A 23,078-nucleotide genomic window follows, 5' to 3' on the forward strand; every position below is an offset into this window, starting at 1 on the left:
GCCTTGATTTTTTGTTTCACTGCGTAAATCCTATTTCAGCAAAATCCAAGTAGATATTCCCTATTTTTGCTAGGGAACGAGAAATAAGGAGCGTGAAACAATGTTGTGGAAATTCATAGTTAGTGTTTTACTGTTGCCGAGTTGTCTCGGATTTGAGATAGCCGCAGCATCCTTACAAAAAGGAGTTCAGACACAGTCAAAGTCTGAGGAAATGGGAGCGCAAGTTGCTCAGATTAGAGAGGATTCATCAACTCAGATAGATTGGGAGACTGATCCCGAACAACTAAAACACCATAAATACCACCATCATAAACCCCGCCATCATAAGCCCCGCCGTCGATATTACCGTCGTCATAGAGCTTACCCACAAGGCAAGAGATATCATTACCGTCGCAGAGTTCAGCCGCGCTATATTCATTACCGCAAATCACTTCACCGTCGCAACAGATATTACCATCAGAGGCGCTACCATCCCCAGTACATTCATGAGCGCCATCTGTATCGCAACCCCTACAGATATTACCGTCACGGGCGCTATAACCATTAATACAAGAACTGGCTTAAAACATAAGCCAGTGCAGCACTACCTAAAGGAACTGTCAAATTATCAATACCAAGAAACGAAAAAACTTCTAAACCAGTAGCGACTAAGCCAACCGTCAAAGATATCAGCCAAGTTTGCCAGATGTTCCCTTCTACACTCACTAAAATCAAACTAGTGATCAGAAAACTCACAACCGTCATTGTCAGGGAACCTTCCCAACTTTTTTGTCTGTCAAAAACCTTGTATTTATGTTGACCAAATTTCTGCCCAACCAAAGCTGCTAGTCCATCACCCCATGTCATAACCAAAATTCCTAGTACAGCATACTGGGGTTGTTGTAGCGTCCAGAACCAAGCGATTAAAACACCAATACTCACGGCATAGAAAAATGTCCCGAAACTTTTGCGTCCCACGCTATTAATACCTGGGAGAATAGGAAATCGGTAGGACAATAAGGTAACAGCACTCGCTACAATCGAAGCCGTAATGCCCACACTTGGGGGGATATCTAGCCACCAAGCTAATAAAATCACATTGCCAGTGCCAATGTGGACTATCTTCCGCACAATTTCTGGATCTTTATTGGCAAAGCGATTGACCACCCATGCAATCAAAAGTATGAACAATACCCAAATTGCAACGGTGGCACTTTGCAGCCACAAAGGGGGAATGGACTTTAAATCAAAAAATGAACTTAGCAAAGATGCAACAAAATGGAAAATTATAACCCTTGTTACCACTTTATTAGATTTAGGTGACAGCAATGAAATTATTATTGATTTTGCTGATTCGCTTCTACCGAATGTTTATCTCGCCGCTCTTTCTGCCCACCTGTCGCTTTCAACCAACTTGTTCAATGTATGCTATTCAAGCAATTGAGCGATTTGGAGTATGGCGCGGTAGTTGGTTGGCAATTCGGCGCATCCTGCGGTGTCATCCGTTTCATCCGGGGGGCTACGATCCCGTACCAGAAGCGTTAGGAACAGCAACAAAACAGTCGTCTTGCTGTCAACATCACGAATGAGACCTTATCATAAAGTACCAATTATCGATTGTGGTGAACCGTTGGTGGAGATTCCTTTGGAACTATTCGCGGTGGAATCTCCCCATCCTTATGAAAAACTGGGTGCGCCTTATGGCGATCGCTCTCCTTATTTTCTCCGCAAAACTATTATTGACAGCCTCATAGCCGCCCAAAATAACCTCCAACTGCGGCGTCCTAACTGGCGTATCCAAATCTTTGACGCTTATCGCCCTGTCGCTGTGCAAAAGTTTATGGTGAATTATGCTTTTGGCGAAGCCCTGCAAATGGCGGGACTCACCGAGGTTGAGTTATCACCAACCCAAAGCCAAGTTATCTGGGAGGAGGTTTATAAAATTTGGGCTGAACCTAGTCTGGATGAAAAAACACCACCTCCTCACAGTACAGGCGCTGCTGTGGATGTGACACTGGTAGATGATCGGGCGGAGATTGTCAATATGGGTTCGCCCATAGATGAACTGTCACCAGCGTCGCATCCTGACTACTTTGCCAATTCTCCCGACCCACTAGCACAAGAATACCAAGCTCATCGCCAGTTATTGTGCGATGTTATGGAAAAAGCCGGATTTAAACGCAACCCTAGAGAATGGTGGCACTTCTCTATCGGTGATCAGATGTGGGCTTGGTTGAATAATGAAGCCAATTCAAGCAATTCCATGGTTGCACGCTACGGGCGCGTTGTGTAGTGCTATGTACCTACGCATCCTGAGGATTTAGGTGGATTAATTCTTCAGTCGTGTAGGTTCCCACTGGACTCCAAACGAGATATGGGACGAGTAACAGCGCCGCCAGTCCAGAAATTGGCAAAACGGAGAGTGTGAGCAACACTCCTAAGATTACACCGACTGAACCAAGAATTTCCCCCACTCTAAGACTCCGCCACCTCAGCATTGCTGGGATGTAAGCAATGGTGATAACCTCTAGCAGGAGGTATAAACCCATGAGCACCCAGCTAGTCAAGCTTCCTGGATTTTTTTCCCAGACAATATAGGCAGAAGCAGCACCGCAAACAAAGATAACAGTCCAGATGATCGGGATAAGCGGTTCAAAAACCAACCAGCGGGGACGTGCTAACCGTGCAAACCACTTGACATCACGAGGTGTGATGAAAAAACTACCGATCATAATTGCAAAAGTGACAGCCCCAATTACCATCCAAGATTGAATCATATTCGATGCACTTTTTAATAATTTTGTCAATGTCTTTAAGACAAGTGTGGCAATTTAGGATATGAGTTTAATCAACCGCAGGGTTGAATATTTCAACCAGTGACCAGTTATCAGTTATCAGTGACCAGTGACCAGTTATCAGTTAGCAGTTGTGATTTCTTGCTCACTGTTAACTGTTAACTGTTTTAGGCATCTTGAGGATTGAGTCGTTTCATCGTCCAAGTGGTGTATGTACCTATTGGACTCCAAAGCAAGTAAGGAACGAGTAGCAGCGCTGCCCAACCCGAAACAGGTAAAACGATAAGTGTTAATATAATGGCTATAACGAAACCCGTGCCGCCGATAATCGTACCCGCCTTAAGACTGCGAAGCCTCAACATCACAGGATTGAAGGCAATGGTAACAATTTCTAGGAGCAGGTATAATCCCATACGCAACCAGGTTGTGGTGGTTCCTGGGTCTTTTTCCCAAACAATATAAGCTGACCAAGCGCCGCAAACAAATACAATAGTCCAAATAACTGGAATCGCTGCTTCAAAAGTTAACCATCTCGGTCTTTGTAGACGCTTGAACCATTTGACATCGCCAGGAGTGATGAAGTTAGCAGCCAACGCTACTAAGAAAGCTACTCCCCCAATCACCATCCAAGATTTAATCATGCCCCGTCATCCTTTGCATGGGTCATTTATCACGCCATATAGTGCGATTCTGTCAGGTTGGAGGGTCATTGCTCATCATACCTGAGTGGGAACTGGGTAGTGGATAGTGGGCGGTTTTCAATTGGGTGCAATACATCAAAGAATTAAGGAACCGCAGATGCACGCAGATAAACGCAGATAAATGTGTAGCTTATCTGGATGAGAATCGCTATGTTTATTCCCGAAAAACTGGTAGATGCTACGGTATATGTAATTCAGAAGAATCTACTATTAGATAATTTATGGAACCAGTCACTCTAACGGCTGTGGCTACGGCGATCGCCACCCTACTTTTAACAAAAGCACTGGAGAAAACTGGCGAAAATCTTGGAGATGCTGCATGGCAGCAAAGTCGCAAGTTAATAGAACAGCTTCGTGATAAGAATAAGTTACCATTACTCACCAATGCTACAGAAGGTAACGAACAGCAACGATTAGATTATGGACAAGCTGTGCTGGAACTCAAAGCAGTAGCAGACAAAGATCCAGAAATTGCTCAAGGAGTTGTGGAAGTAGAAGCAGCAGCGAAAGCTGATCCAAAAATTGCTGCAAAAGTTCAGACGTTAGAAAATGACATCAACTCTCAACCAGCAACCGTCATTAATTCCACGAAATTAGCTGATTCAATTAAAAACGTTTTCCAAGGAAATACTATTATTGGTGGCACTTTTTGACTGCAGTCGCCCGACGGGGAGAATCGGGTAAAGTCAACTCCCATCAACTGGCGCGAAGAGTGCCAAAACAAATTCCAACAGCAACTTCATGATAATCGCCAGCGACGGCTAGCAACAAGAAGGGGATTTGAACTCCATATTGAAGATGTACCTTTAGGACTTGTTGAGCGCAAACAACAGCCTCGCCGCAGTGAGGATATCTCCCCTGAAAAGGGAATGCTTGCGTATCAACTCCCTGAGGAAGTTATCAAGACGACTTATGAGCATGATAAATTTCTCACAGAGGTGATTGGGGATGGTTCCAACACTAAAGGCAAGAATATAGCCATTATCGGAGAACCAGGAGCGGGAAAGTCTACTTTGCTGGAAAAGATAGGCGAGTACTTAATCAAACATGACGGTTTGCCTATCTATATTCCTTTGAGCAATTTGTCTGGGGACACCCTGAAAGAATACCTGCTGAACCGTTGGCTGGAAAATCCAGTGACATCAAACCAACTGCAAGAATTGTTGCAGCAACAGCGGGTGTGGTTTCTGCTGGATGGTTTGGATGAGATGCAAGCTGCATCCTCTGTTGACGCTTTAAATAAGATTAGCCAAGACATTAGCAAACTTGCTGCGGCGCGAGTTGTGTTAACTTGTCGGCTGAATGTCTGGGATGCTAGCACCAAAAATCTGCTTGACTTTCAGAATTTCAAAACTCAGGAGTTTAGCAGCGAGCAAGTACGGGTTTTTATTCTGAAGTGGTTCCAACGCGCTGAGGAAGAGGAAAGTGAGGTGTGTCATTCTGAGCGTAACGTCAGTGAAGCGAAGAATCTTACAGATGTTTCCTTAAGAATCCAGCAAGGGGAACAGCTATGGCAAAAGCTGAATGAATCCGGGAGAGAACGCTTGCTTGACTTGGTAAAAAACCCCCTGAGATTAGCTTTGATGTGTCAAGTCTGGGACACGACTAAGGATTTACCAGAAACTCAAGCTGCACTTTACAAGCGATTTACGCTATACCACTATGAATGGAAACAGGCTGAATTTCCAACAACGCTCGCACAACAGTATGAGTTGAATGCAGCTTTAGGAAAGTTGGCACGGGAGGCGATAGCTTCTGGAAAAACCCGATTTCGCATTGGACAGAAATTTGCCTACGACAAGATGGGGGAGAACCTCTTTAATTGCGCTTGTCGTTTAGGGTGGCTGAATCAGGTAGATCGAGAGAAACAAACAGATGAACCGTTTTATGCTTTCTACCATGCCACGTTTCAGGAATATTTTGCGGCATTAGCGATTGATGATTGGCACTTTTTGCTTAACCACATCCCCAACAACCCATCCCAAGGAACTTATCGCATATTTGAACCCCAATGGAAGCAGGTGATTTTGCTGTGGTTGGGTTGCGAGGAAGTAAAAACAGAGCAGAAAGAGCAGTTTATCAAAGCATTAATAGAGTTTGAGGATAATTGCAATAACTTTTATAAGTATCGAGCGTATATTCTAGCTGCAACGGGAATCGCTGAGTTTGGAGATTGTTCTAAAGCTGATGAAATCGTAGAGCAAATTGTTAAGTGGGATTTTGATCCTTCCCTCATTAACATACTTTTCCAACTTATCAAAGAAGCTACCATCAAATGGCTCTTAATGAGCATTATCTTAGGAGGATTATTTATCACACCAGACTCTCCTCTTCAAAAGGCAGCTAAGGCAGTACTGGCAGAGACATATCGCCCAAAAGCCATTAACTCCCTTGTTAAGTTAACCCGCAACTCCAAGGATGATTTTACCCGTAGGGAAGCGGCAGAAAGCTTAGGGAAAATTGGTGCTGGCAACTCTGATGCCATCAGGGCTTTAGTCGATTTAACCCGCAACTCCAAGGATGATTATACCCGTAGGGAAGCGGCAGAGAGCTTAGGGGAAATTGATCCTGGCAACTCTGATGCCATCAGCGCTTTAGTCGATTTAATCGGTAACTCCAAGGATGATTTTACCCGTTGGCGAGCGGCAGAGAGCTTAGGGAAAATTGGTGCTGGCAACTCTGATGCCATCAGGGCTTTAGTCGATTTAATCCGCAACTCCAAGGATGATTCTACCCGTAGCCACGCGGCATGGAGCTTAGGGAAAATTGGTGCTGGCAACTCTGATGCCATCAGCGCTTTAGTCGATTTAATCGGTAACTCCAAGGATGATTTTACCCGTTGGCGAGCGGCAGAGAGCTTAGGGGAAATTGATCCTGGCAACTCTGATGCCATCAGCGCTTTAGTCGATTTAATCGGTAACTCCAAGGATGATTTTACCCGTTGGCGAGCGGCAGAGAGCTTAGGGAAAATTGGTGCTGGCAACTCTGATGCCATCAGGGCTTTAGTCGATTTAATCCGCAACTCCAAGAATGATTCTACCCGTAGGGAAGCGGCAGAAAGCTTAGGGGAAATTGATCCTGGCAACTCTGATGCCATCAGGGCTTTAGTCGATTTAATCCGCAACTCCAAGAATGATTCTACCCGTAGGGAAGCGGCAGAAAGCTTAGGGGAAATTGATCCTGGCAACTCTGATGCCATCAGGGCTTTAGTCGATTTAACCCGCAACTCCAAGGATGATGATACCCGTAGGGAAGCGGCATATAGCTTAGGAAAAATTGGTGCTGGCAACTCTGATGCCATCAGCGCTTTAGTCGATTTAACCCGCAACTCCTAGGATGATTATACCCGTAGGGAAGCGGCATATAGCTTAAAAGATATTTTGACAGTGGATCAGATGGCGGAAGTTGTCACCACCTTAAAGTACTGCTTATCCCCATTGGGTATAACTATGTCAATTGTTAAATTCAATATTTTGCGATACTCTAAGTTCTACCAAGTCCTTTGGGACTACGCCCAAAATATGCCCTACCCCTGCTTTTATCAGGCTTGGCATCATTGAAGGAATAAATAGATTTCGCAGCAGAAAATGGCTCATCAGACAAACTACCGAGTAGTTAATAGACTTCTTGCAAAAATGCTTGAAATGTCATGTTGAGTGAAGCGAAACATCTCTTGAGATTCTTCGCTACACTGCGTTTCGCTCAGAATGACATCCACAACTTTTCTACTTTTGCAAGAAGTCTAATGGCGCGGCTCCTCCGGAGCATCGCAAGGCGCGATGGCGCAGAGCGCCCGCCGAAGGCGATCGCATTGATTTTCTTCAAGCTCGATACCATTGAGCGCGATCGCTAAACAGGTACTATCCGTAATTTGAGCAGATAAACTCGTTTTGCCAATCGCGCTCAATGAAGGTATTAGTATCAGTTGAAAGGGACACGTAATTACAAAACGTCAAACTCTTCAACACTTATCCCAGCTTGCCGTAAAATACTGCTCAGCGTGCCAACAGTAATTTCCCGATGATGAGGTACGATCGCTGTACGAGTTCCTTCATCTGTAGATTTGGCAAACTTTACGTGAGTACCTTTTTGGCTAACTTCCTCAAAGCCAGCTGAGGAGTAATTTACGTTTCACCTCACGATAAGCTAGTGGTTTAAGCGGCACCGACTTCTACCTCAAGTGTCTTAATTTGGGGAGTTATCGTAGCTACTGGTGGCTCAAAATGTAGTGACAACGCTTCAGCTAGATTATTCAATGCCTCGGCTTCAGTCTCCCCCTGACTTGCAACATCAACTTCTAGGCATTGTGCTACAAACCAATTACCCTCCTGCCATACACTTGCAGTAAAAGTTCGTTTCATAACTTTTTTCTGTCATTATCTTCTGCGATATTTATTGTCTCACAGGCTAAGAATAATCTTCCTAGCCTTGCCAATCGCGCTCAATGAACGTATTGGCAAAGGAGAGTTAGAAGCTATTGGATGCAGAATACTTAGGATGCTGAAGCTTTCCGTCTTGCCAAAGGAGAGTCAGAGGCGATTGGGCAAGCAACACTGCCAAAAGGGCGATGGCGCAGAGCGCCCGCTTCGCGATCGCCAATACTAATCGGTTAAAGTTTTTCTAACGAAACCAAACCATTCTCTTGAAAATCTATTGCTAGATGATATCCTGCCATCAGACTAGTTCCTAGCAAAGGTTTATAACCAGAAGCTAAAACTGGAACTAACTTTTCTATATTGTCCCATACAATTGTTGCCAAATGTATAGACAATAAAGCTTCGCGACCGTCGGCTAACCTTGCAGATGTACTAGAATACATAGGAAGATTCATAGCACTGACTGCCTGTGGTGGTAAAGTAAGATGGTCATTAAATCCAGTATCAATTACAAAATCCAAAGAAAAATTTGGCTGTGAAGGTAAACGGAAAACCACTGGAACTATTGCTCTACCATCAGTCACTTTTCCATAAATCATTTGGCAATACGTTCCATTGCGCCACCAAAGCTTACAGCAACGTCATAACCAATTCGTATAGTAAACAATCTAGCGTTTGGTTTTTGGTGTTTTAACTTTAACGCTGTCTCTACACCAGTTGGATCGATTCCATATTCACCAGTCTCTGCATCAATCACAATCATCTGACCAATATTATCGCCGTGCTCAACATATTGACGAATATCGTTTTCGTAAAACTGTTTGGCTCTTAGAGCAACTTCTTCCACACTCCAGAAAATAGATTGCATAACAATTACACCTACTTTTTGTCCTTTAATCATTGTAGAATCGTCAACTCGTGCCTTCCAGCCTCTGGCTGGGAATACCATTGCAAGCCTTGCTTACTTGCTCAAGAGCCGCTGAAACTGCATTTCCAGGTGGAACCACCGAAACGAGATTTTAGATACAAGTTGGATATTTTTTCACACCAACCCAGAACGCAGTGCAACAACTGCTGCTTGCACGCGATCGTCTACAGATAATTTGTTCATAATCCCACGAACATGAGTTTTGATCGTGTTAGGACTTAAATAAAGTTTTTCCGCAATCTCCGGGTTACTCAAACCGTCTACCATCAGTCTCAACACTTCTAACTCGCGCTGAGATAGATTTGCTGCGTTTCCACTAGGGGAAGGTGGTTTGAGATTATCAATGACTCGTCGAGCAATTTGGGGATCAAGATAGGTTGCACCTTCAACAGCAGCCGCGATCGCACTCAAAAGTCGCTCTACACTAGCTCCTTTGATACAATAAGCATCGGCACCACTGGAAAGCGCTGCAATAATTTCTGTGTCTGTTTGGTGGGATGTCAGCATCACGACATGAGTTTCTGGTAGTGCTGCTTTAATTTGCTGTGTCGCAGCTATCCCATCCAACCGGGGTAAACCAATATCCATCACCACAAGATCCGGTTTCAGTTTGAGTGCTGCTTGCACACCCAAATAACCATCTTCCGCTTGTCCCACAATCTCCATCTGGGGATAAGCCATTAATGACTGTTCTAATCCCAGTTGCATCATCGGATCATCTTCTACAATTAAAATCCGCAGCACAGAAACATTGGCTGGTAGATTTAAGCGAAAGGTATTATCCTGAGACATTTTATATTGATTTTCTATTTCCAGTTTTGGATTTAGTCATTTGTTCTTTGTCAGGAATAAATGACTAATGACAAAGATGTAGAGACGCGCCATGGCGCGTCTCTACAATGCCTTTTCTATTCTTCCACGCGATACCCAAGCTCTGCTAAACGTGTCCGAGACTGGCGCCATTTTGGTTGCACTTTGACGAACAGTTCCAAGTAAACTTTTCCAGCAATTAACTTTTGAATTTGTTCGCGAGCTGCACTACCAATTGCTTTTAACATCGCGCCACCTTTACCAATGAGAATTCCTTTTTGGGAATCGCGCTCAACGTGTACAGTGGAGAGTACACGGGTAATAGTTGGTGTTTCTTCTACTAAATCAATCGCGATCGCTACTGAATGGGGAACTTCCTCACGAGTTAACAGCAAAATCTGTTCTCGAATCAATTCGCCCATAATAAAGCGTTCCGGTTGGTCTGTTACTAAGTCTGGTGGATAGTATAGCGGTCCTGTTTCTAACTGTTGAATTAATAATTGTTGCAGTTCGGGTAATCCTACACCAGTTTTGGCAGAAAATTTTGCTGTTTGCCACTGATGTGACTTTGCCAGTTGGGTGTAACTATCATCTATTGTTTGGGAATCTTGCAGTTGTTCGTCGATTTTGTTTAACCCCAAAATCACTGGTGTTGTGCTGCGACTCAGTAGATCGGCAATATAGCGATCGCCTGTACCACAAGAAACCGAGCCATCCACTACAAACAGCACCACATCCACCGATTCAATGGCTATTTTGGCATTTTGCACCAGCACTTCCCCCAATTGATGATGGGGTTTATGAATCCCTGGGGTATCTACAAAAATCAGCTGCGCCTCTGGTGTGGTTAAAATTCCTCGTAACCGATTGCGTGTCGTTTGTGCTACTGGTGATGTAATGGCAATTTTTTGTCCTACTAATTGATTCATCAACGTAGATTTACCGACATTAGGGCGACCAATAATGCCGATAAAACCCGACTTAAATCCAGGAGGAGCCTGTGGAATCATCACTTCTCCTGAAATAGAGATGATGTCATGCTGACTACTATTCACCTGTGGCTCCACCGTCATATTTTACATTTAGGATTAGTTAGTTTTTGCAAACACAAAACACACATAAAATCACCCTGGATTTTCTGGCAATGACCTTGACTTAAGTCTAATTTACTACTTATTATCTTTCACTACCACTTGATATAAGAGAAAGTATAATATTACAATTATCTGCTGTCGCAAATATTACATAACTGTCTGCGATGTCTTGTGATATTCATCTTTTGCAGTGAGCAGTTACCAGTTACCAGTTACCAGTTTTTAGCGAGAGGAAGGAGACCCCCATCAAAGATGGTACGTTTCACTTGGGGTCTAAATCCCCTGCGTGTTACCTGGTCACTGTTCACCCTTCGGGTATCTCCTCCGGAGAGGCTGCGCCTTCGCCGTCAGGCGTGCGCTTGCGCTTACGCCAGTCGCCTACGGCGGGAGACCCGCCTGCAGCGCTGGACTCACTGTTCACTGGTCACTGTTTTAATCCCAATATGAAGCCGGAACAGACTAACCAATAATTGCTAGTACAAACTCGCCTTCGTTTACCGCCTGGTTGGAACAAAGATCATAAACTAACCCATCTTCTTCCGCACTGACATCAATTACAGTAGGTAACTTACCTTCTTTATTAAAATTCAAAACTTGATAAAGTCGTTCTCCAGCTTTTACTGAATTCCCCAATTCTACTCTTGATTGAATCATTCCGCCTGTTGGAGCATAATATTTTTTCACAACAGTTTTTAATTTCAAACTCATTTCATGAGATGTTGACTCTATAGGAAAGCCAGAGATTCGTAAAACTCCTTTCTGTGCTAAATAGTTTTTCACACCTCGAATACCTTTCTCCACGGAATCTGGATTCATTTGCATCCCCGTACCAAGTTCGAGTGTCCAAGCTTCCACATCAAACCTCATTTCTCTACCAAGCTGTTTGAAACACTCTTCCAAGGCTAACCAAGGTTTGATAAAGGCTTCATCAAAAGCATCCCCATCGTATGTATCAAGTTGAATTCCAAATTGAAGTAAGAAATATTTTGCACTTTCTTCTCTGTTACGGAAGAAATAAAGGTAGTTTAATCCTTGATTCGTGTGACTGTGTAAGTCAATTAAATAGTCTGCATCCAAACTCAGAGATTGTAGTTTGGAGCTAAACCGTTGAGTGTAAGGGCTACCACTGGGAGAATGAATTTTTTCTAAAAGTTTGTCAAATTTTTGCTTAATTGCGGTGAGGTAATTCCTTCTCACCACCTTGGGGTCAAAATTTATTTGAGAGTTAGCAAATGCTAATAAATCATCAGTATCTTTTTCGTAGTCCCAAAAGATACGGTTCCAATCCTTCGCTTCGTAAACACAGTAGCGTCCAGAAGAAAAAATGTGCGATCGCGCATTTGTTCCCATTGGGTTACAAACAGGAACTAACCAAATTTCACCCAATAAATCTGTATCATTTACTGCCTGTAAAAACTCAATAAGTTGGTGAATAACAGCATTGCCAACGATTTCAGCACCATGCAAATTGGATTGGATATAAACTTTTTTACCAGGGTGAGCGCCAATAAATTTGTAGACTTGAAGGGATAAGACATCACCAGAAGCCATATGGCGCAGTGGAATGGTAGAAACAGTAGGGAGCATGGTAAAAATTGGGCACTACTGAACAATTGTGTGATGATTCACAATATTCACAAATATAATATCAGTCTTTTCTTGTGGGGCAGGCAAGATGCCCGCCATGTCTCATTTAAGTTCCCGGTAAATTACGTAACCGCTCGTCCAAATGAGTACGGTCAGCCAATGCCTTCAGTAGAGGACCATGTGAGCCAAATTCTACAATACTGACAGATCCAACTGGGCATCCTAAACGATAGCGAAAGCGTCCCACATCAATTCCCAACAAACTGCACAGCATAATTCTGATCGTTGCTTTGTGGGCAACAATTAAAACATTGCCACTGCTGTAACGCTGCTTGATTTCTTCAATCACCTGCGTAGCACGAGATGCTATAGCAATTGCCATTTCCCCGCCTGTAGGCGCATACCAAGCCGGATCTGCCAACCAGCGAATATAATCATCATGAAATTCCTGGTTGACCGTCTCGGGTGTTTTGCCTTCCCATTTGCCATAGTTGATTTCCTTCAAGCCATCTCGCAGTTCTGGTTGTATTCCTATAGCTTCACACAAAGGTTTTGCTGTCGCCATCGCTCGTCCCATAGGAGAGCAAAAAATTGCTGTCCAGGGAGTAGAACTGTATGCAGCAGCAAAAGCTTTTGCCATCTCCAAGCCATCTGGGGTAAGTTCTGGGTCTATCGAACCGCAAAAGAAATTATTACGGCTGCATTCTGTCTGTCCGTGACGGAGGAAATAAAGAGTTAGACTCATACCATTTGGGATTTTAGATTCATCATTAGTCATTGTAGAGATGCGCCATGGCGCGTCGTCTCTAGATTAGTCATTTCTTTGTCTCCCACGCCCGTTGCGCTTGTACTCCCGATCCACAATTGTTAACTATAGTAAGGGCTATGGCTAATATAACGAAGTGCCGATAATATATTCACTTCAGCTTGGGACAGGAACAATGGCAACAACAGAAGTCAATTCTTTTCTCGATAGTAACTTTGCGCCAGTGCATGAAGAAATCACCGCTAACACCCTGCAAGTCATAGGTGAACTACCTCCCGACTTGTCAGGAATGTTCGTGCGGAATGGTCCTAATCCTCAGTGGACACCCATCGGAAAGTATCATTGGTTTGATGGCGATGGGATGTTGCATGGGGTGCGAATTAGCAACGGCAAAGCGACCTATCGCAACCGCTATGTGCGGACAAAAGCCTGGAAAATCGAGAATGAAGCGGGTAAAGCTCTTTGGACTGGGTTAGTAGAACCGCCACAAAAGGACAAGCCTCAAAAACCGAGCAAGAACCCGGCTAACACTGCTCTTGTGTGGCACGCAGGGCAACTGTTGGCACTTTGGGAAGGGGGTGCGCCTCACGCAATTAGGGTTCCTGAGTTAAAGACTATTGGTGAATATACCTACAATGGCAAACTCGTTTCGGCGGTGACTGCTCACCCTAAGGTAGACTCAGTAACCGGTGAGATGATGTTCTTCGGTTACGGTTTCACACGACCGTACCTGCAATACAGCGTGGTTTCACCAGAAGGCGAACTTTTGCAGACAGAGCCTATTGACATACCAACGGCAGTCATGATGCATGATTTTGCCATCACTGAAGACTACACAATTTTCATGGATTTGCCACTGACTTTTAGCAAAGAAAGGATGAAAGGGGGCAAACCTCTGATGATGTTTGAGCGCGATAAACCCAGTCGTTTTGGTATTGTTCCCCGTTACGGTAATAACAGTAACATTCGCTGGTTTGAGAGTCCCGCTTGCTACATCTTCCATACCCTCAATGCTTATGAGGAAGGAGACGAGGTGGTGCTTGTTGCTTGTCGCATGAATTCCACTACTGTCTTGTCTGTGCCGCAAGACACACACACCGACTCTCAAGCAGATATCCCCCGCTTGCATCGCTGGCGGTTTAACCTAAAAACGGGCAAAGTGAGCGAGGAGATGCTGGATGATGTAGCCTCCGAATTTCCCCGTGTCAATGAGAATCTGTTAGGGCAAAAAACGCGATATGGATATACTGGCAGAATGGCGAAAAGTTCCCTGCCTCTGTTCGATGGTTTGATTAAGTATGACTTGAGCAGTGGCAAGTCCGAAACCCACGAATTCGGACAGGGATGTTATGGCGGTGAAGCTGTGTTTGTACCGCGTCCGAGTGCAACGGCTGAAGATGACGGCTGGCTAGTAACTTTTGTGTATGACACAGGTGAAGAGACTTCTGAACTGGTGGTTGTGAATGCTCAGGATATAACAGGTGAACCAGTGGCGCGGGTGCTCATTCCCCAACGAGTGCCTTATGGGTTCCACGGTGCTTGGGTTTCTGAGGAACAATTGAAAGCTTCTGTGTAAATTAACACCCCAAGGCTAGGGCACAACAATGTTGTGCCCCTAGGAAAAATTTGTTAATTCTTTTAATTACCTAGGACTCAGTATTCTAGGAGTTGGAATAACAATTAATTTGTCACAGCGACAACAATCTGTGACTGTACACATAAAAATAAAAGCCGTGAAACATTCAGTTCCACGGCTATTGGTGTGATGTGAGGAGCTTAACTCAATATCATCATAATGGTAACTCAGCAGTATAAACACGCTCGTAACAATTTTGGTAACAACAATTTTTTAGCCTTATTCACGCACCTCCTTGCCTACAGTGAACTAACATCCTTACGTGTCATCTTCAGGCTAAGTATGTGTCTGTTGGCATTTCATGACAAAATAAAAACCGTGGAATCTAAATAGAGTCCACGGTTAGAGATATGGTGTGAGGAGACTTAACTGTGATTGATCATAAACTTATACGCGTGTTAGTAAAGCGCTGGTAACAGTTTTGGTAACAAGATTATTCAATAAGCAGCACAAGTGAGTTGCTAAACGCCTTTGCTAGGCAATCATATAAAGACTTCATACCAAAGCACCACCACAACTCGAACCACTGCCGGCTGTACAACCATAACAATAAGCTGCCGTTTGTACCTCACCTATCAAGTCTAAATCACCAACTTCCAGCAATTTAGCAACCGTGAGGTTTTCCCCGTCGCGAGTTTTCGCTGGTAGATTCATCATCTGGTTGAAATCGCAATCATACACATTGCCCAGATAATCGATTGAAAGCTCATCCAAACACATCAAATGTTCAACTGTACCAGAATTGAAATGCGACTCTAAAAACTCTAAATATAGAGCGTACAGTTTCTTTTTTTCTAAATACAGTTTTGTTCTCCCAACTGGTAGGTTGGTGATTGTAAATAAGTTATTAAAACTAACCCCAAAACTCTCTTCTAAGAACTGTTTGTAATCTCTTTCGAGCTTTACTTGTTCTGCGGTTAAGGAAAATTTATCACTTACGGGTAATTGTGGATTATAGACTAAATCCACAATTAAATCTGGCTCTTTCCCATAACCTAGTTGATTCAGCCATTGCAACGCTTTGATTGAATCATTATATACGCCTGTACCGCGCAGTTTCTCTACATTGTCTGCTAAGTAACAGGGCAGAGAAGCAACAACCCGAACTTTGTGTTTAGCAAAGTATTCTGGCAAATCACCAAATCCATCTTCAAAATAAATGGTCAAATTAGACCGGACAATCACCTGTTTACCAGTTGCCCTTGCGACTTCTACCAGTGGCTTAAATCCATAATTCATTTCCGGTGCGCCACCAGTCAAATCAACAATCTGAATTTGTGGAAATCTCTGAATTAGCTCAATCAATTGTTGGCAAATTTCTGGAGAAAGTTCTTCTGTACGTTTTGGTCCTGCTTCTACATGGCAATGGTGACAGGCAAGGTTGCAGCGCTTACCTAAATTAATTTGTAAAACAGAGATTCCTTTTTTTGTCAGAGATGTGAGTTTTTGTTTGAAAGGTGTGACTGTTGTTTGAATCATAATTTATCCCTGGTGTAGAGACGTTGCATTGCATACAACGTCTCTACAATACTAACAACAACCGCCGCCGTTATAGTGCCAGGTTGAATCAGTAATAATTATTTTATCTCGCATAAATGCTGCAAATTTGCCAGCAGTTTTATCACACACTGATGCTGGAATTCCACGCTGAAGAATATGACCGACTCCATCATCGAAAAATGGTTCTGTTCCAAAGTATATTGCGGTTTTTCCTGTAAATACACAAGCACCATCTTCAGGAATCATAACTTTGAAAGCCACAGAATCTAGACTTTCTAAAAGAAGATTTTCTTCTAGATTGTAAGTCTGGGAATCAAGCAAACGGTAAGGACGGCGATCGCGAATTTCTACTTGTCCAAAACCAGCATTTATAATACGTTGAATATACTCGTCATAAGTAAGTGCGCCTGATAAACACATTGCTCGCAGCTGCTCATCTTTTTGCAGATGTTGTGGAATGGGACGAGTCGCAATTGGGTCGCTCATCTGCAATCTTCCCCCTGGTTTTAACACCCGATATGCTTGTTGCAAAGCACGGGTTAAATCCTCTGGTTCAAAGATATTGAACAGGCAATTTTGCGCTACGACATCGACAGAATCATCAGGAACAGGTAAATTAAAGGCATCGCCTTCGCGAATTTCTACAAAGCTGGTGTCAAACCAAGGGTTTTCTTGAGCAGCAATTTCCAAGTTACGTGTAGCAGCTTGACGCATTTCTGCTACTGGATCAACCGCAATGACAGCACCAGGACGCCGGGAAAAGTAGGCAAATTGCAAAGCTTCTAATCCACCGCCAACTCCAACGTACAACACTGTGGGTTGATTTCCTAGTTCTGTGGGATGAACGGTCGTACCGCAACCATAGTTCATTTCCTGCATTTGGGAAGGAATACGCAGTCCTGGTAGTTGCAGGGGTGTGCTTTGCACACAACAAAGTCCCACTTGCGGTGTTTGGGCGACTTCACTATAAAATTGCGCTGCTGTTTCGAGATAACTCATCGCACTCCTGAAGTTGTCTACCATTTTTAATGGTAGCGGTAACTAAATTGGTAATTTCATACCCTATGGATGATTTTGTAGAAACCTTGCAATGCAACGCCTCTACAAAGCTAAAAATCCAACCAATAACCCTAACTCAACAGTATTGACTCCTGTCAGGCTTTTCAAGGAGTGTCAATCACGCAGTACGTAACCAACACCACGCACGGTTTGGATGAGGCGTTTTTCGTTATTCGCCTCCAGTTTAAGGCGCAAGTAGCGAATGTAAACCTCAATGATGTTGGAGTCGCCCATAAACTCGTAGCCCCAAACTTCTTCTAAAATGCGATCGCGTGTCATGACCTGTCGCGGATGGGCGAGTAAATACTCCAGTAAATCAAACTCTTTGGCGGTTAACTCGATTAAGCGCGTTCCACGATACACTTCCCGCGTACGACGATTTAAACTCAAGTCTTCAAATGGTAAAATATCACTGTCGGCTTCGTGGGTTCTTCGCAAGTGTGCGCGGACTCTGGCGAGCAATTCTTCGACACTAAAGGGTTTGACGACATAATCATCAGCGCCTGCGTCTAAACCAGCAACGCGATCGCTCACTTCATCCTTTGCGGTCAATAATATGATGGGCACCTGATTTCCAGTACTTCGCAAGCGGCGGCAAATTTCCAATCCAGATAAACCAGGCAGCATCCAATCTAAAATTACTAAATCTGGATGAGACTCCCGTGCAGCTGTGAGTCCCGTTAATCCATCGTATGCGACGCTGACTTTATAGCCCTCATAACTTAGTTCCAATTCCACAAATCGAGCTAGTTTAACTTCATCTTCAACAAGTAAAATATGCGTCGTCATGGATATTTAATAATACAGCGGTTTGTAAGTTAATGAGGTACGCCTTTTCAAGTCAAGAGCCAGATATAGAACAACTTGATTCAAATTTTCCGAAAGGAACTACGGTAAGAGTGCGATTACCTATGATTGCTCCATGATACGACTATCACACTTACTATTAGCAATAAGCTGTGACATCTTCACCGCATTCGTCAGCAAGATAACACAAGGCTCGGAAACGCAGACTCACCACTTCCTCATAAAGAGGATTTAACTTACACATGGGTGGAATGTGAAATAACTTGCGACCAAACAGTATAATGTCACGCTCAAAAGGACATTGGGCGGGGATTAACTTGCACAAGGAATGAGCTAATTTGATGTTATGAATTTCTATCGAATCCAACCACTGACGGATTGGTTGGAGTAAGTCATTTTGTCCTTGGAATTGAGCAAAGCTAGTCATAATTGCTTACCTCATCATTAAAAATTTCAAAGTTGACTCTTGTTGGTTGGGTTTGAAACCTTTCCTATATATTTATTAGGTTCGGTTTGGCTTTCTTATGCAGTTGTTTCTCGTTCTTTTGTTCTCTTTTTTGGGAACACTCTTAACTACAAACACCATTTCCAGTGTTCCGGACGATTTTCCCGATATTTTTGTTGCCAGAAAATTTTCTCTACTCAGGAGGAGTCAGCAGCCTTGAGGGCTAGCATTCATAGGCTGTAGGGGCGGTTTTGCAAAACCGCCCCTATCCTTGGCTTCCTCACTTATGAGTTTTGGCTAGCGCTGCTTGCTGCACCAGCTTCAACTGTTTGAGAGCGTAATTCCGGAAAAAATTAACCTACGCCTGCTGAATATTACGCGCCGTCATACCAGATTTGCTGTGGACTCTTTCAAATTTCACGCGTGTACCAGGTTTAATCGTGCGATACCCCTCACCAGGAATGGCGGTAAAGTTGAAAAAGACTTCCTCTCCCGCATCTGTGGCGATAATACCGTGACCTGTTTGGAAGTCGAACCAACTCACTACACCTTGCGCCACTAAAAGACCGTTAGCACCAAGTAGTGGCTGACCCTCCGCCCATTCTTGCTGAGGAATGCGAATTTGCTGAACTTCTGGCGTGTTATACGCCTCATAACGATAATTAGAATGGGTTTCCATAATAGTCCGCAAATCGAGTCGCAACTCTTCTAGTGTTGGTCGCCCGACAAAGAACCAACCGTTGTATATTTTGTGAATGGTGAGGTCAGGTCGCAACACAAAGGTGTATGGTTGTGCGCGATAAGCATACTCACCCTCTGTCTCATCGAGAATATGAATTTGCCTAATAACTTCGCGTTTTTCATCTGATAAAAATGTCCATTGCGCCCCCAAACCAGCGCGAAATGCTGCTTGTGCAATAGGTGAGTCTGCACTTACTGTCACCAGTTGGCAATAGTTCACCTTGAGTTCATCTTGAAACTGCACAAATTGCCGCATTTGCTGTTGGTCACGAGGGCAAAAGAAGCCTCGGTAAAATACCAAAATCAGTGGATAACCATCTAGGAATCCCAACTTTTCATCTAGTAAACTGGGCTTAGTCAATTGGGATAGTTGCGTGATTTCGTTACGATGATTTGGAAGTTGGAAGTCGGGAAATTTCTCACCTATTTGTAGATTAGTCGTCATGGCAATGTTTCAACAGTAGACTTCGTGCAAAAATCCAGATAAGGAATTTTGGAACCACAGATGGACACAGATGGACACAGATGATTTATCTGTGTTTATCTGTGTCCATCTGTGGTTTTATTTCCATCTAATTGACTTTTGGAAGAAGTCTAGTCAACTCAATTAGGGTCTACATCATCCCCTGACCTGAGTCTGCTGCACTTGCTGCAACAACTTATCCAAACTTTCTGCTGGTGCAAGACACTTCAAACCTTGGCAAACTAAGCCAACACTTCCCTCTGGTAACTTCGAGACCGCAACAAACGCAGTACTAGGTAAATACATAGGGTTGAGAGAGTGTATCTGCTCAGTGGTAGTGCGGATTAAGGTACAGTTACGATACCAATCTAAGGCTGTAAACAGACTGGGACAAGCTTGAGGAGCACGGCTCATCACACTTCTAAATGCTTTTAACCCTCGTTCGGCTAAATCCAAATAATCAAGATTGTCGGTTAAAAGAGCAAGACGGACAAGGTTGGCAATTGCAACTCCATTAGCGGATGGTGTGGCATTATCTGCATAGCTGCGCTCTCGCACAATCAAATCTTGACTTGCGTCACTTGATGTGTTATGATAACCACCTAATTCCACACTCCAAAGATATTCGTGGAATTCCTCTTGAATGGCGATCGCTCTTTCCAACCAGTTTTTTTGCTCAGGATCACAAGCGTGTAAATCTAGCAGCGCTTTGATAACAAAGGCGTAATCTTCAGATTGAGCGAGTACGGTAGCTTGTCCTTCATAATTTAGTCGGTGGAAGCGCCCATCGACAAACTGATTATCCAAGATAAAATTCGCTGCTCTTGCTGCAAGTTCCAGATACTCTGGTTGTTGGAAGACCCCATACGCCCTTGCTAAACCGGAAATCATTAAGCTATTCCAGGCGACAATCATCTTTGTATCTGTCACCGCCGGAATGCGTCCTTTCCAGTTTCCGGTTTTCGCTTCCTGGTTGTTGCGGGCGGGTGGGAAAGTTTCTACGGACTCAGGTGCTGTACCATAGCGAACAACAAACAACTTTGCTAGTACTGTTTCCAGTGTTTCACTCAGTTGTCCTGCATGACGCCTTTGCAACACATTGTTACCTTCAAAGTTGCCGTTAGGCGTGACTGTAAACTGTTGCTGCAATTGCGTTAGTTCCTCTGGAGTCAGCAGTTGCTGCAATTCGCTGTAACTCCAGACGTAAAACGCGCCTTCCTCTGGTTCTGCTTCTGTGGGAGTGGTAAAACTATCAGCATCTTGAGCTGCGTAGAAGTACCCAGTTGGTGCGGTCATTTCTCGCTTCAGCCATTGGAAAGTCCCTGCAATTGCCCTCTCAAAAGCTGGCTCTTGAAATCCTACGCTCCACAAATTAGCCAAATACTCGACAATTTGACCATTGTCGTAGAGCATCTTTTCAAAGTGCGGTACTGTCCAAGTGTGATCAACTGTGTAGCGGTGAAAGCCACCTGCCACGTGATCATAAATGCCGCCCAATGCCAGGTCTAGTCCTCGCTGGGTACAAACTTGCTTGCTATCATATCGAGATTCAAAGTTAAACCTAATTCCTCGCAGTGCTAGTTCTGCGTAAGGAATCATCGGGAAGCTGTTACCGGCTTGATTGGGTGTAATGATGCCAGTAGAGGTTTCCCAGCCTTTGTGCAACAATTCTTTATCTTGAGCTTCTGTTAATCCCTCCTCTTGCAAGACTGCGGAAGTGAGGAGTGACTCAATAATCACTGCTTTGCGATCGCGTAAATCTTCTTTTTCTGTGTCGTAGTAGTGACGAATTGCTTGCAGGACTTGCAAAAAGCCGGGACGACCGTAGCGTGGTTCAACTGGGAAGTAAGTACCAGCATAGAACGGTATTAAATCATCTGGGGTGAGAAAAACGTTCAAAGGCCAACCCCCTTGACCGCTCATCATTTGCAAAGCTTGCATATAAATGCTGTCAAGGTCTGGTCTTTCTTCTCTATCTACTTTTATAGGAAGAAAGTTAGCGTTCATGTACTCGGCAATAGCTGAGTCGGAAAAAGCTTCACCTTCCATGACGGTACACCAGTGGCAACTGGAGTAGCCTATAGAAAGAAATATCGGTTTATTCTGAGCTTTTGCCGTTGCGAGTGCTTCGTCACACCAAGACCACCAATCAATAGGGTTTTCGGCGTGTTTGCGGAGGTAGAGGCTTTGAGCTTGAGCCAGACGATTAGTCATGATAAGATGCGCGTTGACAGCCTTCTTTGCCCAGTCTAGCCTGTTACAGAGATATTGAGTTCACAGCCTCTAATAACTCTGTGCTTAGGCGTACCTCATAAGTAGGAGGCTGAGAATTTCCTCTTCCTATCGCTTTGCTGAAATAAGAATATTATTTATTCAACAGAGTTAAGCAATGCTCTGGCAATTGGTGTTGACATCGTACCTGAAGGTGGTGCTGCCTCTGTGTTAATTGTCGTTGGGCTAAGACCTGCTATCAGGTGGAGTAAGAAGGTGATGATGGCGGCTTGCACAAGTTTTTCCAGCATGGCAGGTTCCTCTAGCTTTAGGTGGATGACATTTTAGTTAGAAGTTGTTATTTTATTGCGCCCTGTATTATTTATCTACCGAACCAAGCCCTGATATTCCGGAAAATCCTTAGTAAAATTTATGACAACGTTCCAGAAAAATCAAATCTTCTCCACAAACCTAGTTTCTTTGGAAAATTGGGCTTGTGGTTCGCCAAAACAATCAGCCGTTGCAATCGATAAAATGTATGTAAATTAGTCACAAACAGTCTGCATGATTCCTATCGTTATTGAACAATCAGGTCGTGGCGAACGCGCCTTTGATATTTACTCACGACTGTTGCGTGAGCGCATCCTTTTTTTAGGACAGCCGATTGATAACAACGTAGCTAACTTGATTGTTGCCCAGCTGCTGTTCTTGGATGCAGAAGACTCGGAGAAAGACATTTATATGTACATCAACTCTCCTGGTGGTTCGGTGACGGCAGGTATGGGGATATTCGATACTATGAAGCACATCCGTCCAAATGTCTGTACAATTTGTACCGGATTGGCGGCAAGTATGGGTGCTTTCCTCCTCAGCGCTGGTACCAACGGTAAGCGGATGAGTTTACCCCATTCCCGGATTATGATTCACCAACCTCTGGGTGGCGCTCAGGGACAAGCAACTGATATTGAAATTCAGGCACGCGAAATCCTCTACCACAAGCAGCGGCTCAATGAATATTTAGCTGAGCACACTGGTCAGCCATATGACAAAATTGCTGAAGATACAGAAAGAGACTTCTTTATGTCGCCTGACGAAGCAAAGGATTATGGTTTAATCGACCAAGTGATTGACCGTCACGCTGCTGGTAGCCGTCCAATGGCTGTTGTTTAGTTAAATGTAG

General features: G+C 43.9%; 27 protein-coding genes and 1 pseudogene. 10 read left to right on the forward strand and 18 right to left on the reverse strand.

What is annotated here, in order from left to right; genetic code table 11:
* Positions 1-100: 100 nt before the first annotated feature.
* On the forward strand, positions 101-547 hold the full coding sequence (locus tag MAS10914_RS34765; protein ID WP_156818259.1) for a hypothetical protein: 447 nt from the start codon (positions 101-103) through the stop codon (positions 545-547).
* Here MAS10914_RS34765 and MAS10914_RS0128370 read toward each other — a convergent pair.
* Entirely contained in the window at positions 544-1,245 is a 702-nt protein-coding gene (locus MAS10914_RS0128370) for a diacylglycerol/polyprenol kinase family protein (RefSeq protein ID WP_026082882.1), read from the reverse strand. The two genes, MAS10914_RS34765 and MAS10914_RS0128370, sit on opposite strands and share 4 nt — an antisense overlap.
* A 62-nt stretch (positions 1,246-1,307) precedes the next feature.
* Between MAS10914_RS0128370 and yidD the strand changes: the two genes are divergently transcribed.
* The gene (gene yidD, locus MAS10914_RS0128375) at positions 1,308-1,568 is read left to right on the forward strand and encodes a membrane protein insertion efficiency factor YidD (protein WP_017319336.1); all 261 of its coding nucleotides are present in this window, start codon (positions 1,308-1,310) and stop codon (positions 1,566-1,568) included.
* Positions 1,565-2,272: a M15 family metallopeptidase gene (locus MAS10914_RS0128380; protein ID WP_017319337.1), complete on the forward strand. Its 708-nt coding sequence runs from the start codon at positions 1,565-1,567 to the stop codon at positions 2,270-2,272. The genes yidD and MAS10914_RS0128380 overlap by 4 nt, the downstream gene beginning before the upstream one ends.
* A 10-nt stretch (positions 2,273-2,282) precedes the next feature.
* On the opposite strand, the gene MAS10914_RS0128385 is transcribed toward MAS10914_RS0128380, so the two are convergent.
* Both MAS10914_RS0128385 and MAS10914_RS0128390 read right to left on the reverse strand, forming a co-directional pair.
* Positions 2,283-2,756, reverse strand: a complete 474-nt coding sequence (locus MAS10914_RS0128385) for a TspO/MBR family protein (RefSeq protein ID WP_017319338.1) — start codon at positions 2,754-2,756, stop codon at positions 2,283-2,285.
* A gap of 185 nt (positions 2,757-2,941) precedes the next feature.
* Positions 2,942-3,415: a TspO/MBR family protein gene (locus tag MAS10914_RS0128390; RefSeq protein ID WP_017319339.1), complete on the reverse strand. Its 474-nt coding sequence runs from the start codon at positions 3,413-3,415 to the stop codon at positions 2,942-2,944.
* Positions 3,416-3,696: 281 nt separating this feature from the next.
* Between MAS10914_RS0128390 and MAS10914_RS0128395 the strand changes: the two genes are divergently transcribed.
* The 4 genes from MAS10914_RS0128395 (at position 3,697) to MAS10914_RS0128405 (ending at position 7,328) form a co-directional block, all read left to right on the forward strand.
* Entirely contained in the window at positions 3,697-4,128 is a 432-nt protein-coding gene (locus MAS10914_RS0128395) for a hypothetical protein (protein ID WP_017319340.1), read from the forward strand.
* Positions 4,129-4,344: 216 nt separating this feature from the next.
* On the forward strand, positions 4,345-6,810 hold the full coding sequence (locus tag MAS10914_RS31860) for an NACHT domain-containing protein (protein ID WP_017319341.1): 2,466 nt from the start codon (positions 4,345-4,347) through the stop codon (positions 6,808-6,810).
* A gap of 114 nt (positions 6,811-6,924) precedes the next feature.
* A complete protein-coding gene (locus MAS10914_RS36755; protein ID WP_408605891.1) occupies positions 6,925-7,035 on the forward strand; it encodes a hypothetical protein in 111 nt (36 codons plus the stop codon).
* Between the two features lie 89 nt (positions 7,036-7,124).
* Positions 7,125-7,328: a hypothetical protein gene (locus tag MAS10914_RS0128405; protein ID WP_017319342.1), complete on the forward strand. Its 204-nt coding sequence runs from the start codon at positions 7,125-7,127 to the stop codon at positions 7,326-7,328.
* Positions 7,329-7,417: 89 nt separating this feature from the next.
* Here the strand turns inward: MAS10914_RS0128405 and MAS10914_RS33300 are convergent.
* Together MAS10914_RS33300 and MAS10914_RS0128410 are read right to left on the reverse strand one after the other, a co-directional pair.
* Positions 7,418-7,579, reverse strand: a pseudogene (locus MAS10914_RS33300) (type II toxin-antitoxin system HicA family toxin); the annotation flags it as partial.
* Positions 7,580-7,629: 50 nt separating this feature from the next.
* Positions 7,630-7,836, reverse strand: a complete 207-nt coding sequence (locus MAS10914_RS0128410) for a type II toxin-antitoxin system HicB family antitoxin (RefSeq protein WP_017319343.1) — start codon at positions 7,834-7,836, stop codon at positions 7,630-7,632.
* A gap of 67 nt (positions 7,837-7,903) precedes the next feature.
* Here MAS10914_RS0128410 and MAS10914_RS34770 point away from each other — a divergent pair, with 67 nt between their 5' ends.
* Entirely contained in the window at positions 7,904-8,080 is a 177-nt protein-coding gene (locus MAS10914_RS34770) for a hypothetical protein (protein ID WP_156818260.1), read from the forward strand.
* 4 nt (positions 8,081-8,084) lie between these two features.
* Here the strand turns inward: MAS10914_RS34770 and MAS10914_RS0128415 are convergent, their stop codons facing one another.
* From MAS10914_RS0128415 to MAS10914_RS0128440, 6 genes are all read right to left on the reverse strand, one after another.
* A complete protein-coding gene (locus tag MAS10914_RS0128415; protein ID WP_017319344.1) occupies positions 8,085-8,450 on the reverse strand; it encodes a clan AA aspartic protease in 366 nt (121 codons plus the stop codon).
* A complete protein-coding gene (locus MAS10914_RS0128420; protein ID WP_026082883.1) occupies positions 8,447-8,719 on the reverse strand; it encodes a hypothetical protein in 273 nt (90 codons plus the stop codon). The genes MAS10914_RS0128415 and MAS10914_RS0128420 overlap by 4 nt, the downstream gene beginning before the upstream one ends.
* A 174-nt stretch (positions 8,720-8,893) precedes the next feature.
* Positions 8,894-9,571, reverse strand: coding sequence for a response regulator (locus MAS10914_RS0128425; RefSeq protein WP_017319346.1), 678 nt, complete (start codon positions 9,569-9,571; stop codon positions 8,894-8,896).
* Between the two features lie 116 nt (positions 9,572-9,687).
* A complete protein-coding gene (era, locus tag MAS10914_RS0128430) occupies positions 9,688-10,662 on the reverse strand; it encodes a GTPase Era (RefSeq protein ID WP_017319347.1) in 975 nt (324 codons plus the stop codon).
* Positions 10,663-11,142: 480 nt separating this feature from the next.
* Entirely contained in the window at positions 11,143-12,270 is a 1,128-nt protein-coding gene (locus MAS10914_RS0128435) for a succinylglutamate desuccinylase/aspartoacylase family protein (protein WP_017319348.1), read from the reverse strand.
* Positions 12,271-12,376: 106 nt separating this feature from the next.
* Positions 12,377-13,015, reverse strand: coding sequence for a histidine phosphatase family protein (locus tag MAS10914_RS0128440; RefSeq protein WP_026082884.1), 639 nt, complete (start codon positions 13,013-13,015; stop codon positions 12,377-12,379).
* Positions 13,016-13,211: 196 nt separating this feature from the next.
* On the opposite strand from MAS10914_RS0128440, the gene MAS10914_RS0128445 reads away from it, so the two are divergent.
* A complete protein-coding gene (locus MAS10914_RS0128445) occupies positions 13,212-14,612 on the forward strand; it encodes a carotenoid oxygenase family protein (RefSeq protein WP_017319350.1) in 1,401 nt (466 codons plus the stop codon).
* Positions 14,613-15,167: 555 nt separating this feature from the next.
* Here the strand turns inward: MAS10914_RS0128445 and arsS are convergent.
* The 7 genes from arsS to MAS10914_RS35130 form a co-directional block, all read right to left on the reverse strand.
* Positions 15,168-16,151, reverse strand: coding sequence for an arsenosugar biosynthesis radical SAM (seleno)protein ArsS (arsS, locus tag MAS10914_RS0128450; protein ID WP_017319351.1), 984 nt, complete (start codon positions 16,149-16,151; stop codon positions 15,168-15,170).
* Between the two features lie 51 nt (positions 16,152-16,202).
* Positions 16,203-17,171: an arsenosugar biosynthesis arsenite methyltransferase ArsM gene (arsM, locus tag MAS10914_RS0128455; RefSeq protein WP_017319352.1), complete on the reverse strand. Its 969-nt coding sequence runs from the start codon at positions 17,169-17,171 to the stop codon at positions 16,203-16,205.
* A 174-nt stretch (positions 17,172-17,345) separates the two neighbouring features.
* The gene (locus MAS10914_RS0128460) at positions 17,346-18,020 is read right to left on the reverse strand and encodes a response regulator transcription factor (RefSeq protein ID WP_017319353.1); all 675 of its coding nucleotides are present in this window, start codon (positions 18,018-18,020) and stop codon (positions 17,346-17,348) included.
* A gap of 157 nt (positions 18,021-18,177) precedes the next feature.
* The gene (locus tag MAS10914_RS0128465) at positions 18,178-18,465 is read right to left on the reverse strand and encodes a Mo-dependent nitrogenase C-terminal domain-containing protein (RefSeq protein WP_017319354.1); all 288 of its coding nucleotides are present in this window, start codon (positions 18,463-18,465) and stop codon (positions 18,178-18,180) included.
* Positions 18,466-18,841: 376 nt separating this feature from the next.
* Positions 18,842-19,669 carry a redoxin domain-containing protein gene (locus MAS10914_RS0128470; RefSeq protein WP_017319355.1) on the reverse strand — a complete coding sequence of 276 codons (828 nt, stop codon included), beginning with the start codon at positions 19,667-19,669 and terminating at the stop codon, positions 18,842-18,844.
* A 174-nt stretch (positions 19,670-19,843) separates the two neighbouring features.
* Positions 19,844-21,901 carry a thioredoxin domain-containing protein gene (locus tag MAS10914_RS0128475; RefSeq protein WP_017319356.1) on the reverse strand — a complete coding sequence of 686 codons (2,058 nt, stop codon included), beginning with the start codon at positions 21,899-21,901 and terminating at the stop codon, positions 19,844-19,846.
* A gap of 155 nt (positions 21,902-22,056) precedes the next feature.
* A complete protein-coding gene (locus tag MAS10914_RS35130) occupies positions 22,057-22,209 on the reverse strand; it encodes a hypothetical protein (protein ID WP_017319357.1) in 153 nt (50 codons plus the stop codon).
* A 253-nt stretch (positions 22,210-22,462) separates the two neighbouring features.
* On the opposite strand from MAS10914_RS35130, the gene clpP reads away from it, so the two are divergent.
* Positions 22,463-23,068, forward strand: coding sequence for an ATP-dependent Clp endopeptidase proteolytic subunit ClpP (gene clpP / locus MAS10914_RS0128485; RefSeq protein WP_017319358.1), 606 nt, complete (start codon positions 22,463-22,465; stop codon positions 23,066-23,068).
* Positions 23,069-23,078 lie beyond the last annotated feature (10 nt).

The sequence above is a fragment of the Mastigocladopsis repens PCC 10914 genome (assembly GCF_000315565.1).
Classification (GTDB): domain Bacteria; phylum Cyanobacteriota; class Cyanobacteriia; order Cyanobacteriales; family Nostocaceae; genus Mastigocladopsis; species Mastigocladopsis repens.